Source organism: Nostoc sp. (assembly GCF_036917755.1).
Lineage (GTDB): Bacteria > Cyanobacteriota > Cyanobacteriia > Cyanobacteriales > Nostocaceae > Nostoc.
On record NZ_JBALFC010000092.1, the window covers coordinates 50368 to 65679 of the forward strand.

At 42.0% G+C, this 15312-nt stretch carries 19 protein-coding genes and 1 pseudogene; 10 read left to right on the forward strand and 10 right to left on the reverse strand.

Annotation, left to right across the window (positions count from 1 at the left end; genetic code table 11):
* Positions 1-34: 34 nt before the first annotated feature.
* The 7 genes and pseudogenes from V7L05_RS19925 to V7L05_RS19960 all read right to left on the reverse strand — a co-directional run bounded on the left by V7L05_RS19925 (position 35) and on the right by V7L05_RS19960 (position 4900).
* Positions 35-997: an ABC transporter permease gene (locus V7L05_RS19925; protein WP_335166516.1), complete on the reverse strand. Its 963-nt coding sequence runs from the start codon at positions 995-997 to the stop codon at positions 35-37.
* Between the two features lie 495 nt (positions 998-1492).
* Positions 1493-1870 (reverse strand): hypothetical protein, encoded by a 378-nt coding sequence (locus V7L05_RS19930; protein WP_335166518.1) that lies wholly within the window; start codon positions 1868-1870, stop codon positions 1493-1495.
* A gap of 45 nt (positions 1871-1915) precedes the next feature.
* Complete coding sequence (locus V7L05_RS19935; RefSeq protein WP_335166519.1) at positions 1916-2248, reverse strand: ABC transporter substrate-binding protein; 333 nt, start codon at positions 2246-2248, stop codon at positions 1916-1918.
* A gap of 36 nt (positions 2249-2284) precedes the next feature.
* Positions 2285-2587, reverse strand: coding sequence for a hypothetical protein (locus tag V7L05_RS19940; RefSeq protein WP_335166521.1), 303 nt, complete (start codon positions 2585-2587; stop codon positions 2285-2287).
* Positions 2588-2679: 92 nt separating this feature from the next.
* Positions 2680-2871 carry a hypothetical protein gene (locus V7L05_RS19945; RefSeq protein ID WP_335166522.1) on the reverse strand — a complete coding sequence of 64 codons (192 nt, stop codon included), beginning with the start codon at positions 2869-2871 and terminating at the stop codon, positions 2680-2682.
* Positions 2872-4109 (reverse strand): annotated as a pseudogene (locus tag V7L05_RS19955) (AAA family ATPase); the annotation flags it as partial. It abuts the gene before it with no gap.
* Positions 4110-4198: 89 nt separating this feature from the next.
* Positions 4199-4900, reverse strand: coding sequence for an SDR family NAD(P)-dependent oxidoreductase (locus V7L05_RS19960; RefSeq protein ID WP_335166524.1), 702 nt, complete (start codon positions 4898-4900; stop codon positions 4199-4201).
* Positions 4901-5089: 189 nt separating this feature from the next.
* On the opposite strand from V7L05_RS19960, the gene V7L05_RS19965 reads away from it, so the two are divergent.
* On the forward strand, positions 5090-5404 hold the full coding sequence (locus V7L05_RS19965) for a PRC-barrel domain-containing protein (RefSeq protein WP_335166525.1): 315 nt from the start codon (positions 5090-5092) through the stop codon (positions 5402-5404).
* A gap of 200 nt (positions 5405-5604) precedes the next feature.
* On the opposite strand, the gene V7L05_RS19970 is transcribed toward V7L05_RS19965, so the two are convergent.
* Positions 5605-6207 (reverse strand): hypothetical protein, encoded by a 603-nt coding sequence (locus V7L05_RS19970; RefSeq protein ID WP_335166526.1) that lies wholly within the window; start codon positions 6205-6207, stop codon positions 5605-5607.
* Positions 6208-6278: 71 nt separating this feature from the next.
* Positions 6279-7331, reverse strand: coding sequence for a J domain-containing protein (locus V7L05_RS19975; RefSeq protein ID WP_335166528.1), 1053 nt, complete (start codon positions 7329-7331; stop codon positions 6279-6281).
* 211 nt (positions 7332-7542) lie between these two features.
* Between V7L05_RS19975 and V7L05_RS19980 the strand changes: the two genes are divergently transcribed.
* The 9 genes from V7L05_RS19980 (at position 7543) to V7L05_RS20015 (ending at position 13035) form a co-directional block, all read left to right on the forward strand.
* Positions 7543-8013 carry a hypothetical protein gene (locus V7L05_RS19980; RefSeq protein ID WP_335166529.1) on the forward strand — a complete coding sequence of 157 codons (471 nt, stop codon included), beginning with the start codon at positions 7543-7545 and terminating at the stop codon, positions 8011-8013.
* Positions 8010-8582, forward strand: a complete 573-nt coding sequence (locus V7L05_RS19985; RefSeq protein ID WP_335166531.1) for an ISAzo13-like element transposase-related protein — start codon at positions 8010-8012, stop codon at positions 8580-8582. The genes V7L05_RS19980 and V7L05_RS19985 overlap by 4 nt, the downstream gene beginning before the upstream one ends.
* 1 nt (position 8583) lies before the next feature.
* Positions 8584-8739: a hypothetical protein gene (locus V7L05_RS19990; protein ID WP_335166532.1), complete on the forward strand. Its 156-nt coding sequence runs from the start codon at positions 8584-8586 to the stop codon at positions 8737-8739.
* Positions 8740-9030: 291 nt separating this feature from the next.
* Complete coding sequence (locus V7L05_RS34805; RefSeq protein WP_442937876.1) at positions 9031-9237, forward strand: DNA cytosine methyltransferase; 207 nt, start codon at positions 9031-9033, stop codon at positions 9235-9237.
* Positions 9179-9676 (forward strand): hypothetical protein, encoded by a 498-nt coding sequence (locus tag V7L05_RS19995; protein WP_335166534.1) that lies wholly within the window; start codon positions 9179-9181, stop codon positions 9674-9676. Before V7L05_RS34805 ends, V7L05_RS19995 begins: the two co-directional genes overlap by 59 nt.
* A gap of 18 nt (positions 9677-9694) precedes the next feature.
* Positions 9695-10123 (forward strand): DUF1392 family protein, encoded by a 429-nt coding sequence (locus V7L05_RS20000; RefSeq protein ID WP_335166536.1) that lies wholly within the window; start codon positions 9695-9697, stop codon positions 10121-10123.
* Between the two features lie 27 nt (positions 10124-10150).
* On the forward strand, positions 10151-11092 hold the full coding sequence (locus V7L05_RS20005) for a hypothetical protein (RefSeq protein WP_335166537.1): 942 nt from the start codon (positions 10151-10153) through the stop codon (positions 11090-11092).
* Between the two features lie 543 nt (positions 11093-11635).
* Positions 11636-12604, forward strand: coding sequence for a DUF3854 domain-containing protein (locus tag V7L05_RS20010; protein ID WP_335166538.1), 969 nt, complete (start codon positions 11636-11638; stop codon positions 12602-12604).
* 305 nt (positions 12605-12909) lie between these two features.
* Positions 12910-13035: a hypothetical protein gene (locus V7L05_RS20015; protein WP_335166540.1), complete on the forward strand. Its 126-nt coding sequence runs from the start codon at positions 12910-12912 to the stop codon at positions 13033-13035.
* Positions 13036-13564: 529 nt separating this feature from the next.
* On the opposite strand, the gene V7L05_RS20020 is transcribed toward V7L05_RS20015, so the two are convergent.
* Positions 13565-15103 (reverse strand): GMC family oxidoreductase, encoded by a 1539-nt coding sequence (locus V7L05_RS20020; RefSeq protein WP_335166542.1) that lies wholly within the window; start codon positions 15101-15103, stop codon positions 13565-13567.
* Positions 15104-15312: the final 209 nt, after the last annotated feature.

A 15312-nucleotide genomic window follows, 5' to 3' on the forward strand; every position in this document is an offset into this window, starting at 1 on the left:
CCTACGTCTTTTTTATTCATTTTTAATTATTTAGCTACTTCGTATACTTGACGCGAGGATCTAGTAAACCATAAAGAATATCGGCAACGAGATTAAAAATAACAATCAAAATTGCATATATAAATGTAACTGCCATGACTACTGGTGTATCATTCTTATAGATAGAATCAATTAATAAAGCACCAATACCTGGAACACGAAAAACCTTTTCTGTTACTAGAGCGCCTGTAAACACGCTAGGAATATCCAAGGCCACCAATGTAACTACAGGAATTAATGCATTCCGCAAAACATGACGATTGATCACCAAAAATCTGGGTAATCCTTTAGCATAAGCAGTACGCACATAGTCTTGATGGATATTTTCTAAAATTTCTGAACGCACAAAGCGCATGAGCATCGCTGTCTGCCAGATTCCTAATACAGATATAGGCATAATAGATTGTTTAACTTGAGCGATCAAACTCTGCAAATCTGTTACCTGTAAGGTACTGTTATAGATGAAAGGAAACCATTTTAACTGGATACTGAAGATAATAATAAATAGTAAACCAGTAAAAAATGTTGGTAAAGAAAACCCAAAGAAGACTAAAGTCGTCAAAACTGTATCAACAATGGTATTACGTTTGAGAGCCGAAATTACTCCCAAAGGAATAGCTAATAATACACCAACTAGGTAAGCAGAACCCACTACCCACAAGGTTGTTGGTATGCGTTGGAGAATTAAACCAATTACGGGACTACGGCTAGTAAAAGAATAGCCCATATCTCCAGTGATAAAAGCGGTAAACCACTTGACATAGCGGATGTGAATTGGTTGATCTAAACCTAAAGATTTTCGGATATTTTCTCGCACTTCAGCTGTGATGGAAGGATTCATGGCAAATTCTCCCATTGGATCGCCTGGTGCTAATGCCAGAATAGCAAATATCACAATACTGATGGCAATTAAAGTCGGAATAGCAATTAGTAATCGATTGATTAAATATTTACTCATTAGTCATTACAAAATCAGCTTGACCGATAGGATGCATCTGGCGATTCAGGGGTATCATCTCTCAACTGCACGATTTTATAGGTTTACAACGCAATCCCAATATTAGTAGGTAGACGTGCAATATTGGTAAGATTACCCTTATCACCGAAGTTTTCACTGTAAGTAAGATTAGCGGCCAGAACTTCTTCTACAATTTGGCTCATTTTTAGTATGTGTAGGCAAGCAGTTGATTAGCAAACCAAAAGCTAAATTTATATCTATTTACTCTAGTTTCGATAAAACTATGAGTATATACTACAGTAAATCGATAGGATTTTGCTGTTTTATCAAGAGTAATTTGCCACAAATTAATACAAAAGGCAAGTTACAGAAAGTTGGCGCTTGATTGCCCATGTCCCATTTCCAATGCCCAAAAACTTCACGCATAAGGGGATGGTGTTTTTCATTGTTCCCTATTCCCCACCCTGAAGGGGTTTCTAATACATCAGGTGTGCTTTACCACTTTTGCTCAGGAACCCAGTTGTAGTTTTTATCTTTAACATCAATTTTCTTGGGAATAACCTTGAGTTCGTAGAAGCTGTCTGCCATTTTTTGTAACCCTGTGAGAACTTCATCAGTCACAGGTAATACTTTGCAATCGCCTCCGCGTTCCTCTACAATTTCCATTGTGGCTAAATCAACTTTGTAGAGTTTGGAAAGTAGTTTTGCTGAGTCTTTGTTGTTGTTTTTAGCCCAGCTACCTGCTTTTTCCAGTTCTTGCAAAATTATTTTCAAAATATCTGGATAATCGCGGACAAAATCTGGTGCAGCATAATAAAATCCAGGGCTTTCTACAGAAGCTTTATCACCAAATACCGTAGTATTATCTGCCAACAGACAAGTACGCAGCTTACGTTCAGCTTCCGCAGTATAAGGGTCTCAAATTACCCATGCGTCAAAATCATTGCGCTCAAATGCTGGTAAAGCTTCGGCTGGAGTTAGATAGACAGGTTGAATATCTGTATATTTCAAACCTACTTTTTCTAAAGCACGTACAATTATATATTGTGAACTTGAGCCTTTAGCAAAAGCGACTTTCTTACCTTTTAAGTCAGCAAGAGTTTTGATAGGTGAATTTTCTTTCACCAAGATTGCTGAACTCCTGGTACTACTCGTACTCGCAGCCACTCGCAGGAAAGGTTTGTCACTGGATTGAGCAAAAACACTACCTGTACCGCCGCCACCACCAAAAATAATCGCACCTACACCCATTCCCTCAAGTAAAGGTGCAGTCGAGGAAAATTCATTCTAGGTTACAGAAATACCTTGAGGTTGTAAGCGCTTCTCTAGACTACCTTGAGCTTTGAGGATATTCAGCAGCGCCATCTCTTTTTGATGCCCCATTTTCAACACAGTTAACTTGCTAGCTTGGGGTTTTTCTGTTGGTGCATTCGCTGAATTACTGGGAGCGCAAGATGCGATCGCTAAACTCAAGCCTAAACCCATGACAAATAGTAATGCAAACGAGCGAATTCCAGGTTGCTTAAAAAACTTAAACAAACCTCTCTTATTGAGCCAATCTAAACACTGATTTAGCTGTTTATTGAACATATTTATTCCTTTGCATTCTGGCACTAAATTTATATTGAATTATATTTTTTATGCATATTAAAACTTTTATTTTAATTTTAATAAATTAAAAGTTAAGCATTAAGTATAGGGTGTGTTGTGCCGTAGGTTAACGCACTGTAAAATGTTTGTTGATAATGAGTCGGTACGGCGCTTGGTGCAACACCAATACCTTCTACTATTGCAGCAAGTTGAGCTTCCCGACGACGTGCCACTTGTGTTGCGATTTGGTGTTCATAACCTTGGGTTGATGGTTGGTAAAACAATTGACCTTGCAAGCTGGTGGGTAAATATTGCTGTTCTACCCAATGATCTCGATAAGCGTGAGGATAGAGATAACCCGCTCCATGCCCAAAACCTTTTTTATCCCGATTGGCATCTTTAAGATGAGTGGGACTTCTGCAACATTTTCAATTTCTACTGCGGCTAAAGCATCAAAAAAACCCATCAGGCTATTGGACTTTGGTGCAGTTGCTAAATAAAGTACTGCCTGCGCCAAATGATAACGTCCTTCCGGCATTCCCACGCGATCAAAGGCTTCGGCACAAGCATTTATAACGACAACTGCTTGTGGGTCAGCTAATCCGACATCTTCGCTTGCAAGAATTAACATCCGACGGAAAATGAAACGTGGGTCTTCACCGGCATAAACCATTTTGGCTAGCCAGTAGAGTGCTGCATCTGGGTCAGAACCTCGTAAGCTCTTGATAAAAGCACTGATAGTATCAAAATGGGCATCCCCTTCTTTGTCGTATAAAACAGCACGTTGTTGAATTGATTCTTCTGCTACTGCTAGAGGAATATGAATAACACCTGTAGCATCGGGGGGTGTAGTCTCTACAGCTAGTTGCAAAGCATTCAATAATGAACGAGCATCACCATTGGCAACATTAACTAGATGAGCTAAAGCATCTGTGTCAATTTGTACTGTTAACTTGCCATAACCGCGTTCCGAATCAGCTAGTGTTTGCTCAACAATTTTGTATAAATCTTTATCAGTTAATTGCTGAAGTTGAAAAATCCGCGAACGGCTGACAAGTGCCTTATTGACCTCAAAAAAAGGATTTTCGGTGGTAGCACCAATGAGAATGATTGTACCATTCTCTACCCAAGGCAATAGAGCATCCTGCTGAGACTTATTAAAACGATGGACTTCATCGACAAAAAGAATAGTTCGTTGATTATGGAACTTGCGCTGTTGTTGAGCTATTTCAATTGCCGCTCGAATTTCTTTAACTCCCGAAAGTACGGCATTGATAGCGATGAAGTGAGCGCGGGTGCTGTTGGCAATAACCCGTGCTAAAGTAGTCTTGCCAGTTCCTGGTGGCCCAGAAAAGATTAATGAAGACAGTTGATCCAAACTAATAGCACGCCGCAGTAGCCTTCCTTGCCCGATAATATGATCTTGACCAACAAATTCATCAAGTGTCCGTGGACGCATCCGAGCCGTTAGGGGTGCTTCTTCTTCAGTTATTTTTGCAAGATGCTGGTCAAATAAATCCATTATTTAATACGTCTTTGGAGGTGGGGTTTTTCAAGCCATAGAAGATGTATGCTTTTTTCAAGGTAAAAAACTATAATGACAATTAACATCTAAAAAGAAATTACTTTACGATCTCGCAAAAATTTACCGTTTATATTGCGTGGAGCATCAGTAGCGAGCCAAATTGCAGTGTCGGCTCCAAGTTCTGGCGTGCGCGGTGCTGATGACCCACCCATATCTGTTTTAACCCACCCCGGACAAATGGAATTGACAACAATTCCAAAAGATTGTAAAGCTTGTGCCAGCATAATTGTTGCACCATTTAATGCCAGCTTTGATAAGCAGTAACTTGGGACATCGTAAGACAAGCCTTCTAATGCTCCATACCCACTTGAAACGTTAATAACTCTGGCATCGGGGGATTTTTCCAACAAGGGTAAAAATGCCTGCACCATCCGAATTGCGCCAAAGGTGTTGGAATTCATTGTGGAATCAAGTAAGTCACGGTCAATGGTAAGAATATTTACATCTTTGTCTGGATACACACCAGCATTATTGATCAAAACATCTAACCGAGCAATTTTCTGGTGCAGGGTTTTTACTGCTTGATTGATAGAGGGATCATCAGTGACATCCAATTCGAGGGGAATAACCTTTGGTTGAAGTTTCTGGGCCGCAAGTTTTGCATTATCAAGTGAGCGTGAAGTGATAATTATCGAGTAACCTTTTGCCAGTAGACCTTGAGCGATGGCAAACCCAATCCCTCGGTTCCCACCTGTGACTAATGCCCATTTGTCTTGTGTGGATTCCATCTGATGTTCTACCTTGTGTTAAGAATGGTTGCTTTTGTTGAATCAGCAAATAGCAAGTCGTTGGTTTGTGTACCGTGATTAATTGAAATTTCTCTAAAATCGATTTTGGTAGTGGGGTGACAAAAGTTTAGCGATATCCTCATCGTCGTTCCATTGTCCTGGCATAGACCAGTTGTGAGAGTGCTGTAGTTGCTTTACTGCAAAAACGAAAAAGTTGGCTCTGCTGACGACCTTTTGGTTGATGATGATGGGCACATTCGTTATCTGGTGATAAACACAGGCATCTGGATTTTTAGCAAAAAAATTCTGCTGCCAATCCGATGTTCCCAGGTAGACTATGATACCCACCGGGTCTATGCAGTCAACCTGACTAAAGCCCAGGTAGAAGCGCTACCTGAGTTTACGGATGGTATGACTGTTGATTTTGATTATGAACATCCAGCACTGCTGTTGACCACTGCGATTCCTACACATATCAACAAGATCCCTGCTTATATTTTATAGGACTTACGCAAAGGTAACGGAAAACGAACCACAGAGGACGCAGAGGTCACGGAGGAATGAGAGTTTGAGAGGGTTTTTGCGTAAGTCCTATATTATATGAACGAGCAAAATCATCAACGGCTGAAACTGTATGAAAAACGGCTAGTGGCAAACAGAAAACAGCATAAGGAGTCTGTTAATTCTGATGTGACTTGAAAATTTTAAAAGTCATTATCCGTAAAGGGAACTATGGATGGTGAAAACCGTTTTAGCGATGGGTAAAATTCCAACCTTGCTGTATAATCATCTGTTCGAGATACTGATAGTTCAATTTTTTGCTGATTTTTTTCATCAAAAAGCAATTGGATTTGATAATCTGTCCAGAATTGCTCACCTAGTTCATCTTCTAAATCAAAAAGCTGTTGTTCATCTCCCCATATATTTGACCAAAGGACTATCTTATTAGCCCGAAAATGATTTTGACCTGTTGTATCTGTAATGACAAAATATGCTTCGACATTTAAATCAAATCCCAAGTCATCAACCTCTACCTCTGCTATTTGACAGTTAACCACTATCAAGGTATCGGGGTTAACGTTTACTACCTGCTGTTGGCGCTTGAATAATTCTTGAAACACGAAATCAGGCAACAACTGGGAACTCTCCTCAAGTAATTGTTTTTGAGTTCCTGGGGAGTAACGAGTTTTTAATTCTTGGGTGATTAAAGTTAAAATATCTTCAGTAGCTAAATTGACAACTATCTTTTTATCTGCGGGATTAAGGAAACTTCCAAGATTCAGATTAATGTGTTTTTTAATTGGCATAGTTCTGTAAAATTATTTTAAGTTGAGCAGAGCATTCACAAATAAAGCGAAAACTTTTTCCGAAAAAACTACTATCTCATTAATTCTGACAACATCTGCTCAAGAATATCTGACATAATTTCGTCGTCTAAGGAGCGTAGAGTTGGTGGGCCACCAAGAAATTCTTTGATAGTGATCTTCTGTTCTCTAAAGTCCTTGACAAAATCCCGAATTTGAGAAACAACATTTATTTGATTGTCTATCGTTTCTACCATCAAAGCCATAACATCAATGCCTTTCTTAGCAGCTTTGCGAGAATCAGAAACCATCGTTCCAACGTGAGTATTTTTTGCCAAACGTAGTTCCCGTTTCAAGTTTTCATATTGAGTCAGGAGAATTTGATTTTGCTGTTCTATAGTTCCACATTTTCGAGTTAAATCATCTTCGCTATTAAGATCAATAATTTCTCCCACTTGGTGAAGTCGCTCAATTTCTAGAAGTCTTGCCAAATCAGCCTCTTGGTAGGCTTGATTAATTGATTTCATAATTTCTGTATTATATGTCTGTGTCTCGCTGTCTTTTACCTTGTCAGGGTGGAAGATTTCAGCTAACCTCAGAAATGTTTCACGAATTTTTCTCTTATCTTCTGTTCTAGCTTCACCATGAGATTCTTCTACAGATTCTTGTGTTTGCCAATGTTGATAGCGACCTTTAGCAGTTTCCCTACAAAAATCTGATTCTGGTTCGGGGTTGTCAAACAATTCGTCTAGCTCTGTTGAAAATTGTTTGCCATTGGTTTTTTGACTAATGATTCCTGTCAACTGGAGTTGAAGGTAAACTGCTTCTATATTTTTGAAGGTTTGTTTACCAAACTTTCTAGTAGTGAAAATTTCCTCAAAAAGAGTATGAATATCCTGGTCTAACTCAGCCATTTTTTGGAAGCTAGGACTGGCTTTATGAAAGATTTCTGTGGTGAAAATTCGCATCTGTTCAACAAAGTTATTCAGCTCTGTCCGTTTTCTCTTAATCTGCTTGAGTAGCGATTGGTGTGATTTTTCTAGAAACTGTAAGCGTATATGTAATTGAGAGAGAGCCAGTGGAGTTGTAACAGTCGAGTGGGATAAAGGTGGGGTTTTTCGAGGCATAGAAGATTTATGCTTTTTCAAGGGAAAAAAACTCTAACGACAATTGACACCTCAATGATGATACACGAATGTCTACTGAGATTAATTTTCTAGAGACAGTTGTGCCTGTAAGGGACTTGCGAAAAAATAAAGTACCAGCCATTCTAGAATATTTAGGAAGCGCGGATCTATCAGCCCCCACTAAATCTGTAGAATGGAAATCCCTCAAGTTATGCTGACCGACACTATCAAATCTACCTTTAAAGATGCAGCCAAAAAACTAACTGGCAGTCGCAAAAGAGACTTCATGGCAAAAGTCACCGAAGATTACTTCGATAGTTTAGCCCGCAAAGCAGAAACAGTGTTGGGGTGGAATCGCTCCTGTGTACAACTTGGCTTGGATGAACGGCGGACGGGGATAGTGTGTGTAGATAACTATCAGGCAAGAGGAAGACACAAAAGTGTTGAGATTCTACCCAATTTAGAATCGGATATTCGTTCATTGGTAGATGCTCAAGCTCAAGCCGACCCAAAATTTCAATCAACCTTTCTGTATGCGCGCATTAGTGCCAGAGCAGTAAGAGAGGCATTGTTGAGTGAAAAGGGATACGACCAGAGCGAATTACCCTCTCGCCAAACCCTGGGGACGATTCTTAATGGCTTAGGGTATCGCCTAAAAAAACACAAAAAACCAAGCCCTTGAAAAAGATTCCCCAAACAGATGCCATATTTGAGAATGTGTTCCGGGAGAATCAGGCATCAGATGAGAATTCCAAATCGTTGAGAGTGTCTATTAATACTAAAGCCAAAGTGAAGATTGGGAACCTTTCTAGAGGCGGTAAAGCCCGGACACTGGAGGCAAAAGCGGCGGATGATCATGATACTCAGTGGCAAGAAGTCTTAGTTCCCTTTGGTATTCTCAACACACACAGCCAGCAGCTATCAATTTACTTCGGTCAGTCGGCTGAAACTAGTGATTTTATTGTCGATTGTTTAACCGCTTGGTGGCGTGAGAATCAACACAATTACCTTGAACTCGATGAATGGGTGATTGATCTCGATGGCGGTGCGGCGACTCGCAGTGACCGCACACAATTTATCAAACGCATGGTTGAGTTATCTCAAGCAATTAATCTCAAAATCCGACTGATTTATTACCCTCCATACCATAGCAAGTACAATCCCATAGAGCGGTGTTGGGCTGATGAAAGAAAACTATTGGAATGGCGCGATTTTAGATTCTGTTCAAACCGCACTACATTGGGCTTCTAATATGACTTGGAAAGGTATTGCACCCATTGTACATCTGGTTGAAACCACTTATGAAAAAGGAATTAAGGTTCTTTCACAAGAGTTAGAACAGTATCAACCCCAATGGCAACGTTCTGAAACATTACCCAAATGGGATATTACTATCGTCCCTGTTTAGCTGGTACTTTATTTTCCTGCTAGTCCCTAACGGCAATCAAAACATGAATGCAACAGTTGCAAACTGCAAAAGCTGGAGCAGTGTAAATCAGAAGTCAGGATTCAGAATGCAGAATAATTCTGATTTCTGACTCCTGACTCCTGAATTCTCAACACCAGAGGAATTAAACCATGAAAGTCATCGTCACAGTAGTAGATAAAATCACCAGCGAAGCGCACCTAAATCATTCCTGATGGACTCTCCGAGTCGGCAATCAAGCAGCATATTACAGACTTATACAACAGTGGTGAAATGCTGATTGATTTGAGCCTCGCCGGAAAACGCCTTGCATCGAAAGACGAGCGTAACCTCTTCGGGGAATTCAAAAGAATCCTTCGCTGTGTTCGACCGCACTGGGCGATTGTGGAAAACGTTCCCGGACTGCTCACTGCTGAGGGAAGTGAATTTTTCCGTTCCATACTCTGGCAGTTTACCTCGTTGGGGTTCGATGTCGAATGAGGAATTGTTTCGGCAAGCCAAGTGGGAGCCGTCCACTTGCGAGAACGAGTTTGGATTATTGCTACCAACTCCCAAAGCCCAAGACGGGGAACATCCTGGTACAAGTACACACAAACCGGGGCAAACGCTGCATCTGTCGGCGGCGGTAATCATTGCAACTTCTAGAGATCATCACAAAGTCACAACTCAGTTGAATACGGAGCCAGAGCGATCGCTCAACGTACATCTAGTAGCGGCGATGATGGGTTTTCCCCAAGGTTGGACAGATGTCTCCTTACCCACGCAGGACTTACAGATTGGCTATGTGCATCCACAGTCCCCAGCTTCAGTCGGCTCAGTCGTAGAGAAATTGCAGCGCTTACGCTCTATTGCCAACAAGAATATCGCCAACTCTGGGCAGAATACCAAGCCATCAGAAGACAACACAAACAACAGTTGATCGCTCTGGGCAATGCCATTGTCCCCCAATTCCCCACCTTGGGGACAAACAATTTCACCTGTTGCAGTTAATTTACTGGAGAGGGTTTTCCTGCGAACCACAAGAACATTCGGTTATTGCTGCGGTATGCAATGGAAACACGAATGTTGGATTTATTCAATTGATTGCCGTAATGAAATACTTCACGCTACACAAAACCAAATCATCGGGACTGGAGAATTAGAAGTCATCACTGTACAAAAACCTGCTTTTGTTTTGGGCGAAAGAGTAATCCTCTGTTCTCACGACAAGGGAACAAAGCAACGGCTGATTTTGGGGATTGCGCTGGTGCATAATTCTTGGTTTTACGTTGTTGAATTGATGTCGCCAACCTTAACTAAATCACCGACTAATGAGAGTCGTTTCTCACTGGTCGGTGAAAAAAGTTTGATGCGGGTGAAAGTCTAAAGTTTTGAAATTCAGTTAGGAGTCAACATGAGTTTACCTTTAAATCAAAGTGTTTTAGTCGAGTCTCCATCACTAAGAACCTCTGCACTTTCTAACCTAGATGATTCACGCGCCCAAGAAGTTTTAAACAAAGCAAAGGCAATAGTGTTCGCTCTTTGGAATGGGGAGGGATGGGCCACAGTTGAACAGTTAGCCCAGTACTTTCAATCTTCTATACCAGCTATTAAGCATATATACGAGATAAACAGTAAGGAGTTTCAGGCTAACGAAACCAAAAAATTAACTGGTAAAGACTTATCTGATGGTCGCTCCACATTGGGTCTACCATCCCGAACATCACAAGCCAGGGTATTTTCACCTTCTGGAACACTCCGCATCGCAATGTTGCTCACTGAATCGGAAATAGCTGCAATCGTGCGTACCATCATCTTAGAGCTAATTGCAGGAGTACCTAATATTACACCAAAAGTTGACATTCTCACTGCGCCTGCCCTCCCACCGGTTGAGCAGCGCCTACAAACTTTGGTAGAGGCGATGAAGACTTTAGCTGAACTCACGGGGGGCAGACTCAACCCATACATGGAGCAGCATTTTCAAGATTTCGCCGCTAATCTCTTAGCCCAACACAATCAACAAGTCGTAATCGGTAGCAAAGAAAAATGGATGGGCGTGGTCAATTTTGCTGAAAGCGAACTGGGAAAGAAAGTCCCCTTAAGCGGTTCGCATTATCGCGGTCATCTCGGTACTTGGGTTAGCACATTTTACCCGCAACTGGGAGAGCGTCAGGAGATGCGGCTAGTCAACGGTACTCAGCAGTCAGTCTATGTTTACGCTTGCCATGACCCAATTGTTGCAGATGGGCTGACCAAGGCGATTGAAGAATTTTTCGCTCACCCAAACCCGACTGCTGCACTAAAAATTGCGGGGGCTTTCGCTACTAAGAAGCCACGGGTAATCGTGAAAAGTTAAAGCGAACGTACACCAGTTTTTTCATTCATCAAAAATAACAACTTTCCTATCATGCAACAACTTAATTTATTCAATGAATCAGCACCAGTTTTACCAGTCACTTACTACCCTGATTTCTTAAGTCTTGAACAAGCAAACTCACTCTACCAACACTGCTTGAAATTGGAGTGGCAGCAAAATCAAATCAGGATGTTGGGTAAAACTCTACCCGTCCCCCGCCTGGAATGCCTGTACGGTGACAAAGGCTGTGACTATATTTACTCCAATAGCGTGTTTTTGAAACCCCTGACCGAACAATTCGCAATTCGCAATTTGCAGTTCGCAATTATGGAGGAATTTGTAAATTTATTCATTTGGGATACAGAGCAAATAATTTCAATTATGAAAAAAATAAACACGTATTATCAATATTCAGAGCAAGCGCATTTATGGGTACGGTAATAATTGCGAATTGCGAATTGCGAATTGGTCGTTGAGGTATGACGTGCCGATGCCAGAACATATTACCGTTACCGAAGATGGTGAAGCTTTAGGGTTTTGGGCTTGGCTAATGGCTCACCCGAAATCCCGGTATGCCTTACGGAGGGAGAAAAGAAGGCTGCTTGTCTCCTAACTTTAGGGTATGTAGCGATCGCACTCCCTGGAATCTGGAACGGTCGGGTTGGCAAGGAAGACTTGGAATACCTGCACCCCGATTTAGTCCCAATGGCTCAACCCAAGCGGAAATTCGTTATTCTCTTCGACTACGAAACCAAACCCAAAACCAAACAGCAGGTTTTTAGTGCTACTCGTCGTACCTGTCAAGTGATTCTCCAACTTGCTGGAGAGTGTGAAGTAGCGCTGCTGCCTGGCCCCGAAAAAGGAATTGACGATTGGGTTGTGGCACTGGGGAAAAAAGCTGATAAAGCAGTCAGCACGATGATTGCTGATGCCTTGAGAGTCAGCGAGTTAAACCAAAGATTTTTCATTGATCGCGCCAGGGGGCTTCGCAAATTCAAACCCAATGTAATAGTCAATACCCGCTATCTTTCCACGGTCATCCGCTCCTTGCCTCAATCTGGGTTAGTTGGTTTGGCTTCTGACATGGGGACTGGCAAGACCGTGATGGTCAGCGACAGCAAGCGGTTTATCAAGAAGTTGGAACGCGCTTTGAATGACGGGACATCGATAGATGATACCGACGAAACACCGGAATCAGCCGAAGACCGCAAGTTAAGGGTGTGGGCTATTCATTCCGAGAACAGTGGCAGTGAAGAAAATGTGATTTTCATCAGGGAGATTAACATTGCTATTCTTGATATCGATGCTTTTTTAATTACTCCCAGTCTCAGTACAGGGGTTGACATTTCCAGCTATCATTTTGATGCCGTGTTTGGTGTATTTCATGATGTCTCGCAATCGGCTACAGAATGCGCTCAACAGTTATGGCGGTATCGTCCTGATGTCCTTAACCCAGACAAATTTGCTCAACTGGTGGCAGATGCGCCCGATTGGGTGGAGTGGATAGGCTGAGAAAGTGGGGCTTACTATTAACCACTTTACTTATTAGGTTCAAAATACTACTTGGTTTCACGGAAGCTCGCACCGTACTGGTTGGCAAGACAATTGGTACTGCCTCATAGCGGGACTTAAACATTTTTTCGGGATAAACAAGCCTCAAACCCATGCAGGGTAAGGGAAATACACCAAATGCTCAAAAACGGCTCAAACCCAGATATATCAATCAACCAAGCAAAACGATGTCAAAGTCTCTCTGTATATAGATTTGAGGCTTTTTTATGGGTGTTTTTTGTCTAAGTCCCAATAGGTGAGGCGTTTTGTCCAAAAGAGGCTTAACCGAGCAGTATTGGGTTGGTATGATGCTGGAGTTTGAGGATGCTAGCCCAGACAACTTTGCTCAATTGGTGACAGATGCTCCACAGTGGACTGAATGGATGGCTTGATTTGCCATTCGATATAGACCAGTTGACTGTTAATTCCTCAAGCATCATTTGAGTGCAGATGACATAGAACAGTCGTGCAATATCCTTTTCTTCATTAATTGGCTTATTTTTGAAGCCCAGCTAATTCTGAAACTTCAGAATCCGGCGAAATTTCTAATACTTCGGCGTTGTTAACCTTTACAGCGCTTCCGGCTATTATGCAATATAGTTTTCTCCTTGTCCCTCTCCTATCATCGCTTTCAGCTTTTAGGATGTACCTCATAGCTGCCGGAAGTGCTGTAAAGAACGCAGTAATTCCCGAATTAAGCTGTTGTACTTTTAATTTGCATAAAATGGAAATTGGATAAGTATTGCATTTACTGCCATGCCAGCTAGAGGTTTTCTCACACAGGGTCAACAAGAAAGTTTGCAACAAGCCGTCAGAGAAAGTGCGGACAAGCATCTACGAGAACAAGCATTAATGCTGTTGTTGATGAATGATGGACTTTATGCACGAATATTGTTGCCTGGAACCCTTATAAATTCGTTGTCAGAATTTCATCTTATCTGCAAACCCACATCTAATTAAGTCGGCTGCTTTTTCACCAATCATGATTGTAGATGCGTTCGTATTTCCAGATGGAATAGTTGGCATTACAGAGGCATCGACAACGCGCAATCCTTCAATTCCGTGAACTCGGAGTTGAGCATCAACCACCGCCAGTACATCGTTGCCCATTTTACACGTACCCACAGGATGCCAATAGGTATTAGCCGTTTGTCGAATGTAAGCAGCGATTGCTTCATCACTGGTTATATCTTTACCGGGAGCCACTTCCTCTCCCAATACTTTATCAAAGGCAGCAGAATGAGCAAGTTGACGGGCGATTTTAATGGCTTCTACCAGCACTTGTAAATCAGTCTCACACTGAAGATAGTTCGCTTGAATAACAGCTGGATCAAGCGGATTTGTTGAGCGCAACGTCACAGTACCATGACTTTGAGGTTTGATCAGGCAAGCAACCAATGTGGCTCCCGAAACTTCATGGGTAAGGGTTGGAGACAACAGAGCTGGGCTAAAGAGAAACTGTAAGTCTGGTGCAACTTCGTTACTTTTACCGCTATGCAGAAATAGCCCAGCTTCGACTATATTACTGGTAGGTGCGATCGCGGGTAGCGCTTGGGTAGACTTGTAGCCAACAGCAACCAATGGGTGATCGTGCAAGTTCTCACCTACACCGGGTAAATCAGCAACCACAGGAATGTTGAGCGGGAGCAGATGCTCTGCATTCCCAATTCCAGAAAGCATCAGCAGTTTAGGAGAATCGAATACACCCGCCGACAAAATCACTTCCTGATTGACATAAACTTGTTGCAGCGTTCCTTGGTGCAGATATTCTACCCCAATTGTGGAAGTTCCTTTAAACAAAATTCGAGTAACTAATGCACCAGTTTGAACCGTTAAATTAGGACGATTAAAAATTGGTAGTAGAAATGCGGCGGCGGCACTGTGCCGCTTCCCGTCTTTAATAGTTAATTGATATAGTCCCACACCTTCTTGTTGTGTGCCATTGAAATCGGGATTGCGATCGTAGCCGAGTTGCTCTGCTGCTTCGATAAATTGCTTTGACATGACAGCAGGCGCGATCGGATCGGTGACGCTCAAAGCTCCATCAACACCGTGAAATTCGGACGCGCCTCGCTGCTGGTTTTCTGATTTTTTGAAGTAAGGCAATACCTTTTCGTAACTCCAGTCGGAATTGCCGAGTTCTTGCCAACGGTCAAAATCGTGGCGATTGCCTCGAATGTATATCATGGCGTTGAGTGAACTAGAGCCGCCAGTGACTTTGCCACGCGAACACAAAATTTTCCGCCCATTGAGGTGTTGTTCTGGTTCACTCCAGTAAGCCCAATCAACCTCCGTTCCTAGCAAGCTTGGCCAAGCTACAGGAATTTGAATCTCAGGTTTATTTACTGGATTCCCTGCTTCGAGCAACAACACGGTTGTTTCACCATTTTCTGTCAAACGATTGGCAACGACACAGCCTGCTGAACCAGCACCAATCACCACATAATCGTATTGAGCCATGATATCCTTGCTTGTGTATTCAACTACTTCAATAACTGCAACTAAGACTTTTATTCAACGCTATATTTTTGATTGGCTCCACAAAGTGAGCAGATTTGTAATCAAGCCAAGCAGCAACACTCATTCTCTCTATTCGTGCAACAACGCCACTACAAATAGCAAATAGCTCGTTGCTAAAAAGCCGATAAAAATTGTCGTGGACAATGATT

Bases quoted from the DNA above. Each gene is read 5' to 3' on its own strand.
- V7L05_RS19925 (WP_335166516.1), bottom strand. From the start codon at position 997: ATGAGTAAATATTTAATCAATCGATTACTAATTGCTATTCCGACTTTA.
- V7L05_RS19935 (WP_335166519.1), bottom strand. From the start codon at position 2,248: ATGGGTGTAGGTGCGATTATTTTTGGTGGTGGCGGCGGTACAGGTAGT.
- V7L05_RS19940 (WP_335166521.1), bottom strand. From the start codon at position 2,587: ATGTTCAATAAACAGCTAAATCAGTGTTTAGATTGGCTCAATAAGAGA.
- V7L05_RS19960 (WP_335166524.1), bottom strand. From the start codon at position 4,900: ATGGAATCCACACAAGACAAATGGGCATTAGTCACAGGTGGGAACCGA.
- V7L05_RS19970 (WP_335166526.1), bottom strand. From the start codon at position 6,207: ATGCCAATTAAAAAACACATTAATCTGAATCTTGGAAGTTTCCTTAAT.
- V7L05_RS19975 (WP_335166528.1), bottom strand. From the start codon at position 7,331: ATGCCTCGAAAAACCCCACCTTTATCCCACTCGACTGTTACAACTCCA.
- V7L05_RS19980 (WP_335166529.1), top strand. From the start codon at position 7,543: ATGCTGACCGACACTATCAAATCTACCTTTAAAGATGCAGCCAAAAAA.
- V7L05_RS19990 (WP_335166532.1), top strand. From the start codon at position 8,584: ATGACTTGGAAAGGTATTGCACCCATTGTACATCTGGTTGAAACCACT.
- V7L05_RS34805 (WP_442937876.1), top strand. From the start codon at position 9,031: ATGCTGATTGATTTGAGCCTCGCCGGAAAACGCCTTGCATCGAAAGAC.
- V7L05_RS20005 (WP_335166537.1), top strand. From the start codon at position 10,151: ATGAGTTTACCTTTAAATCAAAGTGTTTTAGTCGAGTCTCCATCACTA.
- V7L05_RS20020 (WP_335166542.1), bottom strand. From the start codon at position 15,103: ATGGCTCAATACGATTATGTGGTGATTGGTGCTGGTTCAGCAGGCTGT.